The following is a 20894-nucleotide window of genomic DNA, read 5'->3' as shown; positions in this document are numbered from 1 at the left end:
AGTGTAAATGAAAGAGGTGATTAACGTGAGTCAGATGGATCAAACGATGAAATTTAATTTTCCAGAAGACGATAGCCAGGCGGCGACACGCGAAGTATTGCTGACGGTCTATCATGCTTTAGAAGAAAAAGGCTATCATCCGATCAACCAAATCGTCGGATATCTACTTTCCGGTGATCCTGCTTACATTCCTCGTCATAACGATGCACGTAATATGATCCGAAAGATTGAGCGTGATGAACTACTGGAAGAACTCGTGAAATCTTATCTATCGGAGAGTGGAGACAAAAAATGAAGCGTGCCATCGGACTTGATGTCGGTTCGAAGACGATCGGTGTTGCGGTGAGTGATTTGATGGGCTGGACAGCACAAGGCGTCGAAACCATCAAATGGACAGAACCTGAATACCCGGTCGCCTTCAAACGACTCGAGGCAATTATTAAGGAATACGGTGTCGAAATCATCGTCATCGGACATCCGAAAAACATGAATGGGTCAATTGGTCCCAGAGCTGAGGCGAGTGAAGCGTTCGCGCGTGAAATCGAAACCCAGACGGGCCTTTCGACTGTTCTTGTCGACGAGAGACTGACGACGATGCAGGCAGAACGTATGCTGATCGATGCCGATGTCAGTCGGAAAAAACGGAAACAAGTCATCGATAAGATGGCAGCAGTCATGATCCTGCAATCTTATTTGGATCGGGCAAATCGATAAGGAGGAAATGAGATGTCTGAAGAAAAACGGCAGTATCTCTTTCCTGATGAAGACGGTGGCGAACATCTTTTCGAAGAATGGTACCGTTATGTCAGTGAGCGAACCGGCAAGACCTATTTATTTCTCGAAATGATCGGTCATCCGGAAGAGGGCGCAGATGATTTAATCATTTGCGAAATCGACGAGTTTGGCGAAGGCGAAGATGATTTTGAACTCAGCCTGATTGATGAAAACGATGAGCAGACTTGGGATGAACTTGAGGCTGCATTAAAGGAGCGGATGAATGATGCAACAGAATGAACCTACACATTACGTAATTCCCGATGGGGAAGGCAACGAATTTAAATTTGCCGAGCGTTTACGGTATGAAAGCCCACGCTCAAGCAAAACTTACATTTTCCTTGAGCCTGTCGGCGCGGATTATGATGAAGCAGAAGAAGTCGACATCTTCGTTTATGAGTTAGAAGAGTACGGTGAAGGTGATGATGATTTCAACCTCGTTCCAATCGCAGAAGACGATGCAGAAACTTGGGATGAAATTGAAGAAGTCTTTAATACATTAGAAGACGAGCTTGACTAAACCGACTCGTGTATAAGGTGGTGTCGTCAGAGCAATGGCTCTTTCGATATCACCTTGTTTTAAGAGAAGAAGGAGGAACCGATGGAGAATGAATGGAAGAAAAATGCTGAAATCGAACAGAAACGTCGCCGGACATCGCGCCGGATAACGTTAATCATCCTTTCAGTATTGTTCACGATTTTCTTAGTAGCAGGAGCAGCCATCTACATCTTTTTAAAGAGTTCACTCGAACCGGTCAACGAAGAGGCGACGAAGTCTGTCAAGGTTGAGATTCCTTTAGGCGCCGGTACAAGTACGATTTCAAGCATTCTTAAAGAAAAAGATTTAATCGCGAACGAAACGATTTTCCGCTATTATGTCCGCTATAAGAATGAATCGTCATTCCAAGCCGGGACATACACGTTGACTCAAGCGATGACACCGGACGAAATCATCAATGAATTGAAGACCGGAACAGTCATGAAAGCAGCAGATGTCAAAATCACGCTCCCTGAAGGAATCACAATGGATCGTCAAATTGCCATCATCGCGAAAGCAACCGGTTTTAAAGCTGACTTCATCCGTAAATCCCTGACAGATGAGGCATATATTAAAACATTGATTGAAAAGTATCCGATGTTGACGGATGAAGTGACGAAGCAGGGCGTCCTCTATTCACTCGAAGGCTATCTCTTCCCGGCGACATACGAATTCGACAAAGGAAAAAGCATCAATCAAATTGCCGAAACGATGTTGGATGAGATGGAAAAGATTTATGATGCGAATGCCGATGCCATTAAGAAATCAGGCATGGCTTTCCATGAAGTGTTGAGTCTCGGATCCATGGTGGAGCGGGAAGCCGCAACACCAGACGATCGTCGTGAGATTGCCGGTGTCTTTACGAACCGGCTGAACGACGGGATGAAACTCCAATCGGATCCAACGGTCTGGTACGGTACAGGAGAAAATACAGCATTGACGACATTAAAGGATTTGGAGAACAATTCGAAATACAATACGTACAAGTATGAGGGGATTCCGATCGGTCCGATTTCAACCGTCAGTGAAGATTCAATTCTTGCCGTCCTTAATCCTAAAAAGACGAAATACGTTTATTTCTTTGCCCGACCACCAAGTGATAAAAATCCACGCGGTCAAATTCTTTATGAGGAAACCTATGAGGAACATCAACGTAATGTTGTGAAGTACAAACCGGAATGGGTCGAATACGAAGCAAGTAAAGAGCAATGAACAGGAGGTTGATCGGGAACGGTATGTTCGTTCCCGGTCAACCTGTTTATGCGCAGAAGGAGTGAATTCCGAATGAATGATTTTACAGCGTATGTCGAAGGGATGATTCGGCCACGTGATCCCTTGTTACAGGAAATGGAAGCATATGCGAAAGAGCACCATATTCCAATCATTGAACTGACGGGATCGGAAGTTTTGTTATCGTTATTGACGTTACAACAACCGAAACGAATTCTCGAACTCGGCACAGCGATTGGGTACAGTGCGATTCGGATGGCTCGCGCCTTGCCGGATGCCCGGATCACGACAGTAGAACGAAATGCGAAACGATACGCCGAGGCCAAGATGTTCATTGAACGTTCGGACGTTGCGGACCGGATTGACATCGTTTTTGCGGATGCAGTAGAATTAGCCGAAACCCTTGACGAGCAATTTGATGCCGTGTTCATCGATGCGGCCAAAGGGCAGTATAAAAAATTCTTTAACGGTTATGGGCGATTGGTGCCAATAGGCGGAGTTTTATATACGGATAACCTATTTTTGCACGGGGATATCCTGGAGACGGATCCGAAGACGTTTGACCGGAGAAGACGGCGGCTTGTCCGTCTGGTCAAAGAATTTACGGCATGGATGATGGAGCAAGACCAATATGATACGACGATTTTCCCGCTTGGAGACGGCGTGTCCGTCAGTCGGAAAGTGAAGTCGGAATGAATGATGGAGGTACGAATTCAATGCAAAAACCGGTTGTAATTGGTGTGGCTGGAGGAACAGGTTCAGGAAAGACGACGGTCGCACGTTCACTTGTCGACGCATTCCCGAGTGAATCCATCGTCATGATCGAGCAGGATGCTTACTATAAGGACCAAAGTGAATTATCGATGGAAGAGCGCTATCAAACAAACTATGATCATCCATTTGCCTTTGACAATGATTTGCTGATTGAACATATCAAAGCGTTGCGCGAAAACCAGGCGGTTGAAAAACCGGTCTATGATTACGTTGCGCACACACGGGCAACGGAGACGATTCCGCTTGATCCACGTGACGTCATCATCGTCGAAGGTATTTTAGCGCTTGAAGATGAACGTTTACGGGAATTGATGGATATTAAAGTCTTCGTGGATACAGATGCCGATGTTCGGATTCTGCGCCGGATGCAACGTGATATGAATGAACGGGGACGGTCGATTGATTCCGTCGTCGAGCAATATACGAAGGTTGTCCGTCCGATGCATCTCCAGTTTTGTGAACCGACAAAACGGTATGCAGACATCATTGTTCCTGAAGGTGGCGAAAACCACGTGGCGATTGATTTACTCGTCACGAAGATCCGTGCGATTCTCGATTATCGGTCTTCACTTGATCAAAGAGGATATTGATTCCAAAAAAGATGTGAATATACTATACTAGTGGAATAAAAAGGAGCGTGACAAAAATGGCAGAAAAACAGTATTACATGACGCTTGAAGGTAAAGCGAATGTTGAAAACGAATTAAACGAACTGAAGTCAGTCCGCCGTAAAGAAGTTGTCGAAAATATTAAAATCGCCCGTTCATTTGGTGACTTGTCGGAAAACGCGGAATATGATTCAGCGAAAGAAGAACAAGCAATGGTCGAAGGCCGGATTGCTCAATTAGAAGAGATGTTACGCAACGTTGCCATCATCTCGGAAGATGAGAAGGATATCTCGGTCGTTGGTATCGGGACGACAGTTACATTCTTGATCCTTGAAGACAACGAAGAAGAAACGTATACGATTGTCGGTAGTGCAGAAGCGGATCCATTCACCGGGAAAATCTCGAACGAATCACCGATTGCGAAAAGCCTGTTCGGGCACAGTGTCGGCGAGCAAGTTTCCGTTCAAGCACCAGGCGGAGATTTCGCTGTAAAAATTACATCAATCAAGTAAATACGAATGAACAGCAGCCGGAGCAATCCGGTTTTCTGTTTGAACGGGGGAAAAAGAGATGCCAATCGCAATTATCGGAGCAATGGAAGAAGAAGTAAACTTACTTCGAAATGAATTATCGGAACGAAAAGATACCGTCATTGCCAACTATCATTTTTATGAAGGATTGTTGAACAGTGTACCGGTCGTCATCTTAAAATCCGGTATCGGAAAAGTGAATGCAGCAATCGGAACGACGTTGTTACTCGATCATTTCAAACCGAGTGCCGTCATCAATACCGGTTCAGCTGGCGGATTCAGAGCCGGTCTGAAAGTCGGAGATGTCGTCGTTTCGACGGAAGTCCGTCACCACGACGTCGACGTGACAGCGTTTGGTTACGAGTATGGTCAAGTACCGGGAATGCCGGCTGCCTATACAGCTGATCCGAAATTGATTGCAACAGCGGAAGCTGTCATTGAACGGATGGATGCGATTCGGGTCGTCCATGGCTTGATCGTAACAGGTGATTCATTCATTCATGATACAGAGCGTTCGAACCTCATTAAAACGAACTTCCCGGATGTCGCGGCAGTTGAGATGGAAGCAGCGCCGATTGCGCAAGTTTGCCATCAATTCGATGTCCCGTTCGTCGTGACACGTTCGATTTCTGACAGTGCCGATGAAGAAGCATCTCTGTCATTTGATGAATTCTTGGAGATTGCTTCGATTAATTCAGCGAAGATGGTCATGGAAGTCGTCCGCACATTAGCTGATTCAGAGTAATCTGGATGACGTAAAGGAAGGTCTCTCAATGGGAGGCCTTCTTTTCTCTTTGACAAAATGTGTTTAACGCTTTATATTAGTACCAGATACTAATTTCAAAGGAGCAATCATATGAATATCGGAATTGTAGGACTCGGTACATCATTACCCGAACATCGGATGACAAATGATGATTTAGCAGCGACACTCGATACGAGTGATGAATGGATTCGGACACGTACAGGAATCGGGGCGCGGCGGATTGCAGATGATGCAGTCGATGTCACGGATTTAGCGACGGAAGCAGCGGAAAAAGCATTAGCAGATGCTAACCTGACTGCAGACGACATCGGATTGATTGTTGTCGGAACGGCAACCGGACGTGCTTTCCCGTCGACTGCCTGTATCGTTCAGGAGCGGATCGGTGCACTCGGTGCAACAGCTTTTGATATCAGCGCAGCCTGCAGCGGATTCATTTTTGCCCTACAGACGGCTTCGAGTATGATGACGGCAACGGGATCAAAACACGCACTCGTCATCGGAGCAGAGAAGATGTCAAGCATCGTTGACTGGTCAGACCGGTCGACGGCCATCTTGTTCGGTGACGGTGCCGGAGCAGTTGTTCTCGGTCCAACCGAGCAACAAGGATTGAATGCCTTTGAACTGGGCACGGATGGCCGCGGAGCACATCTGTTATTTAAAAACTTGGATGGTCCGATTGAAATGAACGGTCGGGAAGTCTTTAAGTTCGCAGTCCGCAAGTTACCGGACATCGTGGAAAAAGTCATTCAAAAAGCGGACGGAACCCTGGACGAACTTGATTTACTGATTCCGCATCAAGCGAATTTACGGATTATTGATGCAGCACGTGAACGGCTTGGGATTGCAGAAGAGAAAGTGATCGTGACGATTGACGAACATGCGAATACATCTGCTGCGTCAATACCACTTGCACTAGAAGAGGCACGGCGACAAGGAAGATTGTCACCGGGGACGACACTTGTCCTCGCCGGATTCGGCGCAGGTTTGACATGGGGAGCAGCTTACATTACTTGGACTAAAGGGGAGAACACATAAAATGATGAGAAAACGTGTAGTAGTAACAGGTATGGGCGCACTGACGCCAATCGGTAATGATGTCGATACATTCTGGAATGCCTTAAAAGCCGGTGAAAACGGGATTCGTCCGATGGAACGTCTCGATATCGATGAGTATCCGACGAAAGTAACGGGAGAATTACAGAATTTTGATGTCACGGAATTCATTGAAGCCAAGGAAGCCCGGAAAATGGACCGTTTCGTTCATTATTCGCTCGTCGCAAGTATGGAAGCCGTTAAAAATGCTGATTTGGATGTTAAAGCCAATGCTGAACGTATCGGCGTCTGGATCGGATCCGGTATCGGCGGCGTCGAGACGATTGAAAAACAGGCGAAAATCTATTTTGAACGGGGCCATCGTCGTGTCAGCCCATTCTTCATCCCAATGATGATTCCAAACATGGCCAGTGGCCAAGTTTCGATTTATACAGGCGCAAAAGGACCGAATAACTGTTCCGTCACTGCATGTGCTTCCGGTACAAACGCGATTGGTGAAGCGTTACGCGTTATTGAACGCGGTGACGCGGACGTCATGATCGCCGGTGGAGCAGAAGCACCGATTACCAATCTTGCATTTGCTGGTTTTTGTGCCAATAAAGCGATGTCGACGAACCATGATCCAAACACGGCAAGCCGTCCGTTTGATGAAGGCCGTGACGGATTCGTCATGGGAGAGGGTGCCGGAATCCTGGTACTTGAAGAGTATGAACATGCGGTCGCCCGTGGTGCCAAAATCTATGCAGAAGTCAGCGGATACGGATTAACAGCCGATGCTTACCATATCACAGCACCAGATCCAGACGGCGACGGCGGAGCGCGCGCAATGGCGATGGCGATTAAAGATGCAGGTATCGAACCGGCTGCCGTTCAATACATCAATGCACACGGAACGAGTACACCGATGAATGATGTGTTAGAGACGAAAGCAATCCATACGGTCTTCGGCGAGCACGCTGAAAAATTAGCCGTCAACTCGACGAAATCAATGATCGGTCATTTACTCGGCGGTGCCGGTGGAGTGGAAGCCATCGCAACGATTAAATCGCTGCAGGAGCAAACCGTTCACCCGACGATTCATTTGGAGAATCCAAGTGAAGGATGTAATCTCGATTACGTGCGTGAGGGAAGCCGGTCATGGGATCTTGAGTATGCACTCAGCAACTCGCTTGGATTTGGTGGTCATAATGCTTCACTCGTCTTCAAACGATATCACACATAATCTCGTGCGAAGCAGAAGCGGAAAAGCGATTTAACGGTTCGGATGACCTTTAAATCGCTTTTTTTTATATAAAAAAATTCTGCTTTATTTTATAAATAAAAAAATAAAAATCTAAAAATCCCACTTATTTTCAAATTGTTTTGAAAAAATATTTAGAAAAATCGGATAAAAGGTTTGCAAAATTATCAGAACATTGTAAACTATTTGTAACGAGAGGTTTTGGTCGAATAAAAGTTATGACTTTTTTTTTCGCTCAAAAACCTTAGATTACTAGCTTTGGAAATTTTAGGGGGGTCATCGTATCATGAAAAAGAAAAGTTTTGCACTGGCTACATCTGTAGCCCTCGTTTCAAGCGCGTTCCTCGCAGCTTGTTCGACGACTGATTCAAATGACACATCATCGGGCGACAAAGGTTCGGACAAGAAATCAAGTGAGCAGACGCTAAACTTGATCGAAAGTGCTGATATTCCAACGCTTAACCCAACAACTTCTACGGATGCCGTGTCGTTCAACGTTTTGAACAACACAATGGAAGGTCTTTATCGTTTAGATGACAAGCAACAGCCGACACCGGGTATTGCTGAAAGTCACACAGTTTCCGATGATAAATTGACTTACACATTCAAGCTACGTGATGCAAAATGGTCGGACGGTACACCAATCACAGCAAAAGACTTCGAATATGCTTGGAAAGAAGTCTTGAACCCGGATAATGCTTCGCAATACGCGTATGTTTTCTACAACATCGAAGGTGCTGAAGAATACAACACGAAAAAAGGCGAGCGTGATGCGGTTGGCGTCAAAGCAGTTGACGACAAGACATTCGAAGTAAAATTAAAAGCACCAGCTGATTACTTCCTCGGTTTAACTGGATTCGGACCATTCATGCCGAAATCAGAAGAACTTTCGAAAAAAATCGGTAAGGACTTCGGTTCAACAGCTGATAAATCACTTTACAACGGACCATTCAAATTAACAGAATGGACACGTGAACAAGGCTGGAAAATGGTTAAAAACGATAACTACTGGGATAAAGACAGCGTGAAGCTGAACACGATCAACGTTAAAGTCGTTAAAGAAGTTGCGACAGGCGTTAACCTTTATGAAAAAGGCGACATCGATCGTGCTGGTCTTTCTTCAGAGTTCGTTGCCCAGTTCCAAGACAACAAAGAGTTCAAAACTAAAGGGGAGTCAACAATCTTCTACCTTTACTTGAACACGAAAGTCAAAGCTTTGAACAATGAAAAAATCCGTCGTGCCATCGACATGGGTTACAATAAAAAAGGAATCACGGACGTCATCTTGGCGAACGGTTCGCTTCCTGCAAACTACATTGTACCAAAAGACTTCGCGAAAGATGCTGACGGAAAAGACTTCCGTGAAAAGTACCCGACATTCAACGAGTACAATGCAGACGAAGCGAAAAAACTATGGGAAGAGGGCTTAAAAGAAATCGGTCAAAAATCGGTTGAACTTGAGCTCCTTAACTACGATAGTGATGATGCGAAGAAAATCGGTGAGTTCTTGAAAGGTGAGCTTGAGAAGAACCTTCCAGGCATGAAAGTCACAATCAAGCAACAACCGTTCAAAAACAAATTGGATCTCGAAAACAAAGGCGACTTTGAATTCTCGTTCGCCGGCTGGGGTCCTGACTACCAAGATCCAATGACGTTCCTCGATCTCTTCTTGACTGACGGACCATACAACCGTGGTAAATGGTCAAACAAAGAGTACGATAAACTCATCAAAGATGCACAAACACAAACAGATGCAGCAAAACGTTGGTCTGAACTTCAAGAAGCAGAGAAAATCCTTCTTGATTCAGCAGCGATCTCGCCTGTTTATCAGCGCGGACGCGCATTCCTCGTTAAACCATACGTTAAAGGTGTTGTCGAACATAACTTCGGCGCAGATTTCTCTTACAAATGGGCTTCTATCGAAGGAAAATAAGTATGATAAGCGTTCCCTTAACCGGGAGCGCTTTTTTTAGTTGACGGTTTGTCAAATTAAGTGCAACACTTCTTCCGTGAAGACCTCGTATGCAGTTTTCCAGTTAAGACATTTTCGTGGTCTCCCATTAATCCAGGCGAGCGCTTGAGCGATTTCAGAACGACTGACCTTTCCGAAATCTGTCCCCTTCGGGAAAAATTCACGGAGAAGACCATTGGCGTTCTCGTTACTACCACGTTGCCAAGAAGAATACGGATCTGCAAAATACATGGGTAAGCCTAACGTGTCACGAATTCGTTCATGACAGCTAAACTCTTTTCCACGATCTGTCGTCGCAGTTTGGAACGTTCCCAACGGGAAGGAAAGATGTAATGCTTGAATCGCAGACTCCATCGATTGAGCGGACCGATTTTCCATCGGTACAGCGAGATAAAAACGACTCTTTCGCTCGACGAACGTTGCGACACAGGCTTTTGACGTTCCTCTACCCGATACAACAGTATCAAGCTCCCAATGTCCAAACGTTTGACGCCCTTTGACGTCGGACGGACATTTACTGATTGGCAGTCCGACGTTGAAGCGTCCGCGCGTCTCACGTGGTTTCTGACGCTTTCCCTTTTGCCGAAGAAGTCCAGAATCGGCCTCGACGAGGCCACTATAAATCCAACGATAAATTGTCTTGAACGAGAGTCCTTCTTCTTGGAATAATCGTCCGGCAATTTGTTCAGGGGACCACGTCTCCCGTAATTTTTCGAGGATGCAGATTCCTTTTTCGAGCGTAAACTTCGTACGTGCACCGCACTTCTTTTTTCGCTCCACATAACGCTGGTCAGCATGAGAAGAATCGTAATGAGGATTTCGTTTCAATTCTCGTGAAATCGTAGAAGGTTGACGCCCCAGGCGTCCCGCAATCTTTCGGACAGAGAAACCTAGCTCGAGATACGTCTCTATTTTGACTCTTTCTGATATGGTAAGATGAATATAGCTCATAACGAATCCTCCGTTGAATTTTGTGTGGTAACTCTATTCTACACGAGGCCGTTATGGGTTTTTTTTGTGTTTTCAGCTAGGTGTTGCACTTAATATTACAATTCGTCAGTTAAAAAGTGGCTGACGCAACAGTCGATTTTTTCAAAAAAAATCCGGGTGGCAGAATTGGAATCTGCCACCCGGATTTCATTAAAAGATAACTGAAATTATTTTTTTACTTTTGCCCGTTTACGCTGAAGGCCCATCGCTTTTTCGACTTTCGCCAATTTGCGTGAGGCAACCAGTTCCGCTTTATCGCGCCCTTGATCAAGAATTAAATCAAGTTCTTCTGAATCAATCAGCTCGTGATACCGTTGCTGGATTGGTTCGAGTTCCGCTACGATGACTTCCGCAACATCTGCTTTAAACACACCGTAGTTTAATCCGTCATACTTCGCTTCCAAGTCTTTAATGGAAATACCGGCAAGCAGCGAATAGATTTCAAGTAAGTTCGAGACGCCGGGTTTGTTTTCCCGGTCAAATCGGACGATGCCTTCTGAATCCGTGACGGCAGACTTAATTTTTTTCCGAATGACATCCGGTGCATCAAGCATTGAGATATAACCTTTTGGATTCGTATCCGTTTTTGACATTTTTTTATCAGGAGACGTTAAGCTCATGATACGGGCACCTGTTTCAGCGATAACCGGTTCGGGCATTTTAAACGTTTCGTAGTATCGGCTGTTGAAGCGCTGTGCCAAATCACGTGTCAATTCAATGTGTTGTTTTTGATCGTCACCGACCGGCACGAGTTCTGCATCATACAGCAGAATGTCCGCCGCCATCAAGGTCGGATAAACAAACAATCCGGCACCAATCCGGTCTTTTCCTTGCGATTTGTCTTTATATTGCGTCATCCGTTCCAATTCACCCATACCGGACAGGCATGTCAGCATCCAACCGAGTTGCGCATGCGCTTTGACCTCCGACTGAACGAAAATGGTTGATTTTTCAGGGTTTAATCCACTTGCGATGTACAATGCAGCCAGTGCCCGTGTATTGTTCATCAGTTCGACGCGGTTAATGTCGACTGTAATCGAGTGTAAATCGACGATGCAGTAATAGGCATCATGTTCATCCTGAAGATTCACAAAGTGTTTCATTGCTCCGATGTAGTTACCGAGCGTGACCGTACCCGTTGGTTTGATGCCTGAAAAAATTGTTTTCATGAGATTCCCTCCAAAAAATGAAATAAAAAAGATGACTCGTTCCTTGAAATTATCAAGGGACGAGTCATCGCGTTGCCACCCAAGTTGCTAGAACACTAGCCGCTCATTTGCTGTAACGGGCAGACCCGTCTGATTCTACATGATTTCGAATCAGCCACTCCGAAGTCCATTCCATCTGTTCCGACTGTCCATTTCCACCATCCATGGACTCTCTGTAAGTGGTGATCAGATGTACTACTCTTCTTCACTGTGTTCTCTATAACGTTATCTTCACTTTATCACATGTCTATTCAAAACGCCATTAAAATTCAATCAAATGAACGACAAAAGCAATGAAACGACGATGCAGATAAAACCACTGGAGAGATACGGAACTGTCCGGTTGGAAGCCCGTTTTTGTTTTGCTTCCAAGAGTTCACTTTCTTCGTCCTCGTCTTCGTAATAATCACCGTCGACTTCGCGTAATTTTGCTTCACGTTGCTTTTTGAAGCCGGCAGTGACCCCTTTAAAAAATCCATTGGCAGACATATTAGAGAAAAATCCAATCGCGAGTAACAGAAAACCGGCAATGAATAAACCGCCGGACAGGTGATACATCAGGGAGTGGGTCGCATCGGCAACAACGGCCCAAATCGTGTAAATCGTTGTTAAAATCAAGGCAATCAAAAGCGGGCGAAATAGTTTGGCAGACATGATGAACCTCCTACGGCAAGATGATGATTTCATTATACGCAAAGTCAAAGACAGTTACGACTCTGTATTATTCAGAGCGTGTAAAATAGCAAATAGTGTGACTATTCACTTGACGTTATTGTTATTCTCACATAAAATCAATTTATCACTTCGTTTAAGATTTTGAAACTAGGTCAATGCGTTTTGGGGAACGTTGAGGCAGTTTCGACGAGATGTCTAAAAATCGTTTAGTTGTAGCGGTTTTTAAAAAAGAAAAGGAGATGACTCACCGATGAATAAAAAAACAGTCGGTCTCGCGTTATCAGTTATGCTTGCAGGAAGCGTTGTTCTTGCAGGGTGTTCAACAACAGGTGACGGAGATAAAGATGCAGGTTCTTCTAACGGGAAAAAGGTCTTACGTCTAACAGATACTTCTGATATTACGACGGTCGACCCGGCACAAGCAACAGATGCTGTTGCCTTCAACATGATCGGCAACACGATGGAAGGTCTTTACCGTCTCGATAAAGACGGAAAAGCGATTCCGGCACTTGCTGAAAAAACAGATATCTCAAGTGACAATCTCACATACACATTCACACTTCGTGATTCGAAATGGTCAGACGGTACTCCCGTCAAAGCACAGGATTTCGAGTTTGCATGGAAACGTGCCGTCGATCCTAAAACGGCTTCCGGTTATGCGTATATTTTTGATACGCTTAAAAACGGATCTGACGTCTCACAAGGTAAAAAACCGGTTGATGAGTTAGGTGTTAAAGCCATCGACGATAAAACTCTCGAAGTTAAGCTCGAGCGTCCGGCACCGTATTTCCTTTCACTGACATCATTCGGAACGTATACACCGATCAGCGAAGATTTCTATAACAAAAACAAAAAAGACTTCTCGCTTCAACCGGATAAATTACTTTACAATGGTCCTTTCGTTTGGACTTCTTGGAAAACGGATTCAAAACGTGTTCTGACGAAAAACGAAAACTACTGGGATAAAGACAACGTGAAATTGGATGAAGTATCAATCCGCGTCGTCAAAGACAACTCAACTGTTGCGAATCTCTATGATACGGATGAAATCGATTATGCCGGATTGACATCTGAACAAGTAGCAACATATGAATCAAAACCTGAGTTCAAGACAGCACTCCGTTCATCGATTGCTTACTTGAAATTCAACAACGAAGACGCAACAATGAAAAACGTCGATGCACGTAAAGCAATTGCCCGTGCGATCGATCCGAAAGGGATTACGGATACGTTACTTGCGAACGGTTCGATCCCGACAACAAGCTTCATTCCGAAAGAATTCATCAAAGATGACGCAGGGAAAGACTACACAAGCGACATCAACTGGTTCGACCGTGATGGAAAAGAAGCAGCTGACCTTTGGAAAAAAGCAAACGGTAACAAGAAAACGACAATCGAACTCCTGTCATTTGACAGTGAAGATGCGAAAAAAGTCGGTGAGTACATGAAGGGACAAATCGAGAAAAACCTTCCGAATGTTACCGTCTCAATCAAACAACAACCGTTTAAAAACAAACTTGACTTAGAAGCGAAAGGCGACTATCAGATGTCGTATGCACTTTGGGGTCCTGACTACCAAGATCCAATGTCAAACTTGTCGATCTTTGAATCAACAAACAGTCAAAACGACGTGAAGTATAAATCGTCTGCTTACGATAAATTGTTGAACGCTGCCAATGAAGAATCAGATGTTGCAAAACGTCTTGATCTCTTTAAGCAAGCAGAATCACAATTGATTGAAAAAGATCAAGCCATCGCGCCGATCTATCAAGCAGGAGCTGCTTTCTTGAGCCGTCCGTCTGTCAAAGACTTTAACCGTCAAGTCTTTGGTGCTGACTTCCAGTACAAGTACGTTGATGTGAAGTAATTGAAAATCGGAGCGTCCTTGAGAACGTTTTCAAGGTACGCTCCTGTTTTATACGTTTTTTTCTGAATGGAAACTCATTTTGTTATCAGAAATGTGAACTTTTCGTAAAAAATGGGTTCTAATTACTTTGTTAGCAAAGTATAATGGAATCAAACGAAAAATTCTGAAATATTGGTTAACTGCGAAAAAACAGTAACCAGGGGGGCGTCAATCAGTCCAAGATAAAAAAGAATTTTAATTTTTACAACAAAATTCTTGAATGTTCCGACAATTTTGGGTCATACTGATTTTATTGATGTTTCGAAAAAAACAGAAAATCTTTATAGGGGGTGCCATCTATGGGCCGTTATTTAGCTCAACGCCTTGTTTACGGCGTACTGACGTTTTTACTCATCGCTTCGTTCACTTTCTTCCTAATGGATCTGTTACCAGGTTCACCGTTCCAAAACCAGGAAAAACTTTCTCCTGAACAGTTGGATATCCTGCGGGATAAATACAACTTGAATGATCCGCTTCCACAACGCTATGCAGCGTACATGGTTAACTTGGTTCAAGGGGATCTCGGCGTATCATTTAAATATGACAGCCGTCCAGTAACAGATTTAATCATGGAACGAATTGGACCATCAGCTCAACTAGGTGTTCAAGCCCTCGTGCTCGGTGTATTGCTTGGTCTTGTTCTCGGTGTTGTTGCGGCTCTCCGCCACAATACAGCAGTTGACTACGGTGCGATGTTTATTTCGGTACTTGGGATTTCCGTGCCATCATTCGTATTTGCGTCACTTCTTCAATATTATATCGGAGTGAAATGGGGCGTATTGCCAGTAGCCTTCTGGGAAAGTCCAGCACATACGATTCTTCCGACGGTATCCTTATCGCTTGGGGTAACGGCCTCGATTGCCCGTTTCGTTCGAACGGAGATGCTTGAAGTCACCGGTCAGGATTACGTGACACTCGCTAAGGCAAAAGGCCTAGATGGTCAATCAATCACTTGGAAACACATGGTGCGTAACGCTTTGATTCCAGCAATCACGATTCTTGGACCAATGACAGCAGCCTTGATTACCGGAACATTCGTCATTGAAAAAATCTTTGCGGTACCGGGTCTTGGTGAGTTGTTCGTTTCATCCATCACACAAAATGACTATACGGTTATCATGGGGACAACACTGTTCTTCTCGGCAGTCTTTATCTTTATGATCTTGCTCGTCGATATTCTATATGGTGTCGTCGATCCACGGATTCGTTTGGGGGGTAGCAAATAATGGCAGAACAAAATTCAAACGCAAAAGCGGAGCAGTTCGATTCCTCGTTGTTCCAACCAGTAGAATTTAATGAACAAGCGGGTGAGCGGATTGCCGGAAAAAGCTTAAACTTCTGGCAGGATGCATGGACACGGCTTCGCAAAAACAAAGCGGCGATCCTGTCGCTCGTTATCATCGTCATCATCGCATTGTTATCACTATTCGGACCAATGTTATCCGGTAGAGATGCTTATACCCAAACGATTACTCAAGCTAAACTTCCACCAAAAATCACTGGTCTCGAATGGGCTGGTTTTGACGGAATGGCGACACTTGGTGAAAAGCCAATCGATTTTTATGAAACAAAACAAGTCAAAGATACATTTTGGTTCGGTACGGACCATCTCGGACGTGACTTATGGTCACGTATCTGGGAAGGAACACGGATTTCACTCTTCATCGGTCTTGTCGCAGCAATCATTGACGTTCTAGTCGGTGTCACGTACGGCGGTATCTCTGCTTACTACGGTGGACGCGTCGATAACATCATGCAACGGATTGCGGAAATTCTGACAGGGATTCCGAACTTGATCTTAATCATTTTGTTCATCTTAATTCTTGAACCGGGAATCACGACGATCATCCTCGCGATGACGATCACCGGCTGGATCGGGATGAGCCGACTCGTCCGCGGACAAATCCTGAAACTTAAGAACCAGGAATTTGTTCTTGCAGCACGTACACTTGGTGCTTCTAGCGCACGTTTAGTATTCAAACATTTGATTCCAAATACACTCGGTACAATCATCATTTCATTGATGTTCACGATTCCAGGTGCGATTTTCTTCGAGGCTTTCCTAAGCTTCATCGGTCTTGGTCTTGCTCCACCGCAACCATCACTGGGTACATTGATCAATGAGGGATACAAAGAATTAAAAACATTCCCTTACTTGCTCGTCATCCCATCGACAATCCTCGTACTTGTCATGATCAGCTTCAACATGCTAGCCGATGGATTACGTGATGCGTTCGACCCACGTCTGCGTCGCTAACGGAAATAAGAGAGGAGTTCATCCACAATGGAAACTATTTTATCAGTACGCGACCTGACTGTCGCTTTCCATACGTATGCTGGGACGGTTCAAGCCGTCCGCGGCGTATCGTTTGATTTAAAAAAAGGTGAGACACTTGCCATCGTTGGTGAATCCGGTTCAGGTAAGTCGGTTACATCAAAAGCCATCATGCGTTTGATTCCGAATCCTCCTGGGGAAATCACAAAAGGTGAAATCATGTTTGAAGGCCGTGATTTGGTCAAACTCTCTGACAAAGAGATGCAAAAAGTCCGTGGTCGTGATATCGCGATGATCTTCCAGGATCCGATGACATCATTAAACCCGACGATGACCATCTTCAAACAGATTGCAGAAGGTTTGAAACGTCACCAAGGATTGACAGGCGACGCAGCGAAAAAACGGACGCTTGAATTACTGACACTCGTCGGAATTCCGAATCCGGAAGCGCGTCTCAAACAATACCCGCACCAATTGTCAGGCGGTATGCGTCAACGGATCGTTATCGCAATCGCACTGGCTTGTAATCCTAAAGTCTTGATTGCCGATGAACCGACGACAGCACTCGATGTTACGATTCAAGCACAGATTCTTGAGTTGTTAAAAGACATCCAGCAAAAAACAGGTACAGCCATCATTTTCATCACGCACGATCTAGGTGTCGTAGCGAACATGGCAGACCGCGTAGCGGTAATGTATGCTGGGAAGTTGATTGAAAAAGGAACTGTCGATGAGATTTTCTATGAGCCACGTCATCCTTATACATGGGGACTTCTTGGATCCATGCCACGACCGTCTGACGATCGTTCGCAAGACTTGCCGGCAATTCCTGGTACACCACCGAACTTATTGCACCCGCCGGTCGGTGATGCATTTGCACCACGTAATCAGTACGCAATGAAAATTGATTTCGAGAAAGAACCTCCGTTCTTCCCGATCACAGATACTCATGAAGCGGCAACTTGGTTGCTACATCCGCAAGCACCGTATGTGGAACCACCAGCAGCCATCCGCGATCTTGCGCTGAAGTATCGTCCAGATAGCACATTCGCGAAATCGCTTCTGAAAGGCGGTCTAAAGTAATGGAGAATCGTAATAAATTACTTGAAGTAAAAAACCTGAAACAACACTTTAATATCGGTCGTGGTCGTGTCGTCAAAGCAGTTGACGGTTTATCATTCGATATTTATGAAGGTGAAGTCCTTGGGCTTGTTGGAGAGTCCGGTTGCGGAAAATCGACAACAGGACGTTCGATCATCGGTTTATACGATGCGACAGACGGAGAAGTTCTTTTCAAAGGTGAAAATGTTCATGATAAAAAATCACGTAAAGAGAAATTGAAATTCAACCGTTCGATGCAGATGATTTTCCAAGATCCATATGCATCGTTGAATCCACGGATGACAGTCGGAGATATCATCGCGGAAGGAATCGATATCCACGGTCTTGCAAAATCGAAAGACGAGCGAAATAACCGTGTCTACGATCTTCTTGAAACAGTTGGTTTGACGAAAGAACACGCGAGCCGTTATCCGCATGAATTCTCAGGTGGACAACGTCAGCGGATCGGGATTGCCCGTGCGTTAGCCGTCGAACCAGACTTCATCATTGCCGATGAGCCAATCTCTGCACTCGATGTATCGATTCAGGCACAGGTCGTCAACTTGATGAAACAGTTGCAACGTGATCGCAGTCTGACGTATCTGTTCATTGCCCATGATTTATCAATGGTCAAATACATCTCGGATCGGATCGGAGTCATGTATCAAGGTCACCTCGTAGAATTATGTGATGCGGATCGTCTTTATGAGAACCCGGTCCATGCGTACACGAAATCCTTGTTATCAGCGATTCCACTTCCAGACCCGGAGCATGAGCGGACACGTAAGCGGATCATTTATGACCGTCCGACAGGCGGAGCGGTCGGGAAGTCGAGTGAAGACTCAAGCATCCCGCCATTACGTGAAATCGAGCCGGGCCATTACGTCTCGATGACAGATGCAGAACTTGAAGCGTATCAAGCGCAACTTGTGTAATTAAACCAAATTAAAAGGCATTCCTGAATATATTCGGGAATGCCTTTTTTTAATTTTCGGAAGCAATACGGGGAAGGTTGTTAAAGCGGTGGACAACCGAGTCAAGAGCATGCAGTCGATTGACGGCTTCTTCGAATGGAATCTTCTCATAATGATGAAGACCACCCGGTTGTTCTTCGAGCGTATCTGCATCATGGACTAATTGTTGTAACGGAGTCCGATTGATTGTACCTGGTGGTAAATAAGAATCTGTATGCAAGAGGACAGCAAGAGCGATTTCTTTTGCTCGTTCTGGCTCTTCACCAAGCCGGATCAGTAACTTATGCGCGCGTTCTGCTCCTTTGATTGCATGAATATCATTTTGACGGTAGAGATCATAATTCCATGTGCCGTCCGTATACCATTCGTAATGCCCGATATCATGAAGCAAGGCAGCCTTCGTTGCCGTATCCGCATCAAGACCGCGTTGAGTAGCAAGTGTCAAAGCTTGTTCAGCTACAGAAATAGCATGATTCAAGCCGGACCGTTCTAAATATTTTTGGGCAATCGGGTGTTCAATGATGGTGACAAGGGTAACTGACATAAAGAAATAACTCCTTTCACGAGTAAGTATTTCTATACACTCTACGTGAAATTGAAAAGAATTGCAACTGTTTGTCTCATGTCTATCGACAATCTCACATAATTAATTGACACAAGTAGGAATAGAAATCGGGTAAACGTGGTATACTAAGTAATGTAGAAGATGAAAAAATTAGCTTTCGTTGGTTAACTGTTCTTTTTTCGGACCGAGTGAGGTGTCGGAGTATGAAAGAACGTGATAAAAAGAAAAAGTTGAAAAAGCGCCTTTTGCGGGACATTTTCGAAAAAAAATTAAAAGAGATTAAACTCCCGAAAGCAAAAGAGACGATTTCTCAACCCTTTGATCACACACCAGCTTGCTGAAGCCACCTGGTGGCTCTGGCAAGTTTTTTTACGAAAAGTTCTTTCATCTCAAAACATATTGGGTTTTCTTTCAGTCGAAATCAATGTAAACTATCAAGTAATAGAATCATCAGCTGCTGTGTAATACATTTACGCAGGGGAAATGATGTGAAATCAGGGGGAGGATGTTTTTCAATGGTAACACTCTATACTTCACCAAGCTGTACTTCTTGTCGTAAAGCGCGCGCATGGCTTGAAGAACATGAAATCCCATTTGTGGAACGTAATATTTTCTCGGAACCATTATCGCTTGATGAAATTAAACAGATTCTTCGTATGACAGAGGACGGAACGGATGAAATCATTTCGACCCGTTCAAAAGTCTTTTCAAAACTAGATGTATCGGTTGAAAATTTATCATTACAACACTTGTATGATTTAATTCAAGAATATCCAGGGTTGTTACGCCGTCCGATTTTGATTGATGAAAAGCGTCTTCAAGTTGGATACAATGAAGATGAAATTCGCCGATTTTTACCACGTAAAGTTCGTACATTCCAACTATTGGAAGCACAGCGCCTTGTCAACGAATAATATACACCGAGCACGCTGCTTTCTGAGCAGTGTGCTTTTTGTTACCGTCTAAAAAGGTTAAAATAGAGTTAACAAAGGAATATACCCTATATGTTGAATGATTCTTTTGAATCTATGTGAAGTGCTCGTTCGTATACTAGATAAGAGCGAGAGGAAAGGAGTGGACATATTGAAAATCGAACGCGTCAATGACAACACCGTCAAGTTCTTCATTACGTACACGGACATCGAACGCCGCGGCTTCGCCCGAGACGAGATTTGGTACAACCGTGAGCGTGGAGAACAGCTATTCTGGCAGATGATGGATGAAGCGAATGAAAAAGAGTCCATCTCCTTCGAAGGTCCACTATGGATACAAGTTCAGGCATTTGAAAAAGGTCTTGAAGTCACTGTTACAATCGCTAAAACAACGATTGACGGAGAACAAGTTGACGAAGATGAGTTAGATTCGTTACTTCGTTCCGCGATGTCTGATGCGGAAGAAAAAGAAACGGAACTCAGTCAAGATGTCTTATTTGAAACAACAGATTTCGAGCATATCATTGCCCTTAGCCAATATGCAGAAGCACCGATCTTCGAAGAAGTGAAAACGTCTCTTTATCAAAAAGACGGACTGTACCTGTTGCATCTTCATTTTAAAGAAGAAACAGAAGTGGAAGAACAGGAAAATGTGATGAGCCTGATTGCAGAGTATTTAAACTTCAGTGAACAGACGATTCATCCGGTGGCAGAGTACGGAAAAGTTATCGTACCAAACGACGTATTTGCGTTCATCCGGAAACATTTCCCGAATTAACAGAA

The 20894-nt window shown here is 44.6% G+C and carries 24 protein-coding genes and 1 other annotated feature; of the genes, 20 read left to right on the top strand and 4 right to left on the bottom strand.

The features are described from left to right. Positions 1–25 precede the first annotated feature (25 nt). The 12 genes from ABIC15_RS01700 (at position 26) to ABIC15_RS01645 (ending at position 9446) form a co-directional block, all read left to right on the top strand. Positions 26–295 carry an IreB family regulatory phosphoprotein gene (locus ABIC15_RS01700; RefSeq protein WP_026827846.1) on the top strand — a complete coding sequence of 90 codons (270 nt, stop codon included), beginning with the start codon at positions 26–28 and terminating at the stop codon, positions 293–295. Continuing rightward, positions 292–714 (top strand): Holliday junction resolvase RuvX, encoded by a 423-nt coding sequence (gene ruvX / locus ABIC15_RS01695; RefSeq protein ID WP_012370941.1) that lies wholly within the window; start codon positions 292–294, stop codon positions 712–714. Before ABIC15_RS01700 ends, ruvX begins: the two co-directional genes overlap by 4 nt. Before the next feature lie 12 nt (positions 715–726). Then, positions 727–1014: a DUF1292 domain-containing protein gene (locus ABIC15_RS01690; protein WP_012370940.1), complete on the top strand. Its 288-nt coding sequence runs from the start codon at positions 727–729 to the stop codon at positions 1012–1014. Next, entirely contained in the window at positions 1001–1294 is a 294-nt protein-coding gene (locus ABIC15_RS01685) for a DUF1292 domain-containing protein (protein WP_012370939.1), read from the top strand. The genes ABIC15_RS01690 and ABIC15_RS01685 overlap by 14 nt, the downstream gene beginning before the upstream one ends. Before the next feature lie 81 nt (positions 1295–1375). Next, the gene (gene mltG, locus ABIC15_RS01680) at positions 1376–2524 is read left to right on the top strand and encodes an endolytic transglycosylase MltG (RefSeq protein WP_354019553.1); all 1149 of its coding nucleotides are present in this window, start codon (positions 1376–1378) and stop codon (positions 2522–2524) included. 72 nt (positions 2525–2596) lie between these two features. Next, positions 2597–3238, top strand: coding sequence for an O-methyltransferase (locus tag ABIC15_RS01675; protein ID WP_354019552.1), 642 nt, complete (start codon positions 2597–2599; stop codon positions 3236–3238). Between the two features lie 20 nt (positions 3239–3258). After that, positions 3259–3906 (top strand): uridine kinase, encoded by a 648-nt coding sequence (udk, locus tag ABIC15_RS01670; RefSeq protein WP_012370936.1) that lies wholly within the window; start codon positions 3259–3261, stop codon positions 3904–3906. 56 nt (positions 3907–3962) lie between these two features. Continuing rightward, a complete protein-coding gene (gene greA / locus ABIC15_RS01665) occupies positions 3963–4436 on the top strand; it encodes a transcription elongation factor GreA (RefSeq protein WP_012370935.1) in 474 nt (157 codons plus the stop codon). 58 nt (positions 4437–4494) lie between these two features. Further along, positions 4495–5199 carry a 5'-methylthioadenosine/S-adenosylhomocysteine nucleosidase gene (mtnN, locus tag ABIC15_RS01660; RefSeq protein ID WP_131502701.1) on the top strand — a complete coding sequence of 235 codons (705 nt, stop codon included), beginning with the start codon at positions 4495–4497 and terminating at the stop codon, positions 5197–5199. Between the two features lie 111 nt (positions 5200–5310). After that, the gene (locus tag ABIC15_RS01655) at positions 5311–6255 is read left to right on the top strand and encodes a beta-ketoacyl-ACP synthase III (protein ID WP_354019551.1); all 945 of its coding nucleotides are present in this window, start codon (positions 5311–5313) and stop codon (positions 6253–6255) included. 1 nt (position 6256) lies between these two features. Further along, entirely contained in the window at positions 6257–7495 is a 1239-nt protein-coding gene (fabF, locus tag ABIC15_RS01650) for a beta-ketoacyl-ACP synthase II (RefSeq protein ID WP_354019550.1), read from the top strand. Positions 7496–7799: 304 nt separating this feature from the next. Beyond that, entirely contained in the window at positions 7800–9446 is a 1647-nt protein-coding gene (locus tag ABIC15_RS01645; RefSeq protein WP_012370931.1) for a peptide ABC transporter substrate-binding protein, read from the top strand. Positions 9447–9497: 51 nt separating this feature from the next. On the opposite strand, the gene ABIC15_RS01640 is transcribed toward ABIC15_RS01645, so the two are convergent. The 3 genes from ABIC15_RS01640 to ABIC15_RS01630 all read right to left on the bottom strand — a co-directional run bounded on the left by ABIC15_RS01640 (position 9498) and on the right by ABIC15_RS01630 (position 12337). After that, entirely contained in the window at positions 9498–10436 is a 939-nt protein-coding gene (locus ABIC15_RS01640; protein ID WP_354019549.1) for an IS30 family transposase, read from the bottom strand. A gap of 206 nt (positions 10437–10642) precedes the next feature. Beyond that, the gene (gene trpS / locus ABIC15_RS01635) at positions 10643–11644 is read right to left on the bottom strand and encodes a tryptophan--tRNA ligase (protein WP_354019548.1); all 1002 of its coding nucleotides are present in this window, start codon (positions 11642–11644) and stop codon (positions 10643–10645) included. A gap of 52 nt (positions 11645–11696) precedes the next feature. Beyond that, positions 11697–11901 (bottom strand) — a binding site (T-box leader). A gap of 55 nt (positions 11902–11956) precedes the next feature. Then, positions 11957–12337: a DUF3899 domain-containing protein gene (locus tag ABIC15_RS01630; protein WP_214763577.1), complete on the bottom strand. Its 381-nt coding sequence runs from the start codon at positions 12335–12337 to the stop codon at positions 11957–11959. Between the two features lie 271 nt (positions 12338–12608). Between ABIC15_RS01630 and ABIC15_RS01625 the strand changes: the two genes are divergently transcribed. The 5 genes from ABIC15_RS01625 (at position 12609) to ABIC15_RS01605 (ending at position 18575) form a co-directional block, all read left to right on the top strand. After that, entirely contained in the window at positions 12609–14225 is a 1617-nt protein-coding gene (locus ABIC15_RS01625; RefSeq protein ID WP_214763578.1) for a peptide ABC transporter substrate-binding protein, read from the top strand. 338 nt (positions 14226–14563) lie between these two features. Further along, positions 14564–15490, top strand: a complete 927-nt coding sequence (gene opp3b / locus ABIC15_RS01620; RefSeq protein WP_012370926.1) for an oligopeptide ABC transporter permease — start codon at positions 14564–14566, stop codon at positions 15488–15490. Beyond that, the gene (opp3C, locus tag ABIC15_RS01615; protein ID WP_012370925.1) at positions 15490–16521 is read left to right on the top strand and encodes an oligopeptide ABC transporter permease; all 1032 of its coding nucleotides are present in this window, start codon (positions 15490–15492) and stop codon (positions 16519–16521) included. The genes opp3b and opp3C overlap by 1 nt, the downstream gene beginning before the upstream one ends. Positions 16522–16548: 27 nt before the next feature. After that, positions 16549–17622, top strand: coding sequence for an ABC transporter ATP-binding protein (locus ABIC15_RS01610; RefSeq protein ID WP_012370924.1), 1074 nt, complete (start codon positions 16549–16551; stop codon positions 17620–17622). Further along, entirely contained in the window at positions 17622–18575 is a 954-nt protein-coding gene (locus ABIC15_RS01605) for an ABC transporter ATP-binding protein (protein WP_012370923.1), read from the top strand. The genes ABIC15_RS01610 and ABIC15_RS01605 overlap by 1 nt, the downstream gene beginning before the upstream one ends. A 49-nt stretch (positions 18576–18624) precedes the next feature. Here ABIC15_RS01605 and ABIC15_RS01600 read toward each other — a convergent pair whose 3' ends face one another. Further along, entirely contained in the window at positions 18625–19158 is a 534-nt protein-coding gene (locus tag ABIC15_RS01600; RefSeq protein WP_214763584.1) for an HD domain-containing protein, read from the bottom strand. A gap of 224 nt (positions 19159–19382) precedes the next feature. Between ABIC15_RS01600 and ABIC15_RS01595 the strand changes: the two genes are divergently transcribed. From ABIC15_RS01595 to mecA, 3 genes are all read left to right on the top strand, one after another. Further along, the gene (locus ABIC15_RS01595; protein WP_012370921.1) at positions 19383–19520 is read left to right on the top strand and encodes a hypothetical protein; all 138 of its coding nucleotides are present in this window, start codon (positions 19383–19385) and stop codon (positions 19518–19520) included. 174 nt (positions 19521–19694) lie between these two features. Next, on the top strand, positions 19695–20093 hold the full coding sequence (gene spxA / locus ABIC15_RS01590) for a transcriptional regulator SpxA (RefSeq protein WP_012370920.1): 399 nt from the start codon (positions 19695–19697) through the stop codon (positions 20091–20093). Between the two features lie 169 nt (positions 20094–20262). Beyond that, positions 20263–20889, top strand: coding sequence for an adaptor protein MecA (gene mecA, locus ABIC15_RS01585; RefSeq protein ID WP_012370919.1), 627 nt, complete (start codon positions 20263–20265; stop codon positions 20887–20889). Positions 20890–20894: the final 5 nt, after the last annotated feature.

Source organism: Exiguobacterium sp. PvP048 (assembly GCF_040549175.1).
GTDB classification, from domain to species: Bacteria; Bacillota; Bacilli; order Exiguobacteriales; family Exiguobacteriaceae; genus Exiguobacterium_A; species Exiguobacterium_A artemiae.
The sequence above is the reverse complement of the archived record's forward strand: the minus strand, read 5'-3'. Positions and strand labels throughout refer to the sequence as shown.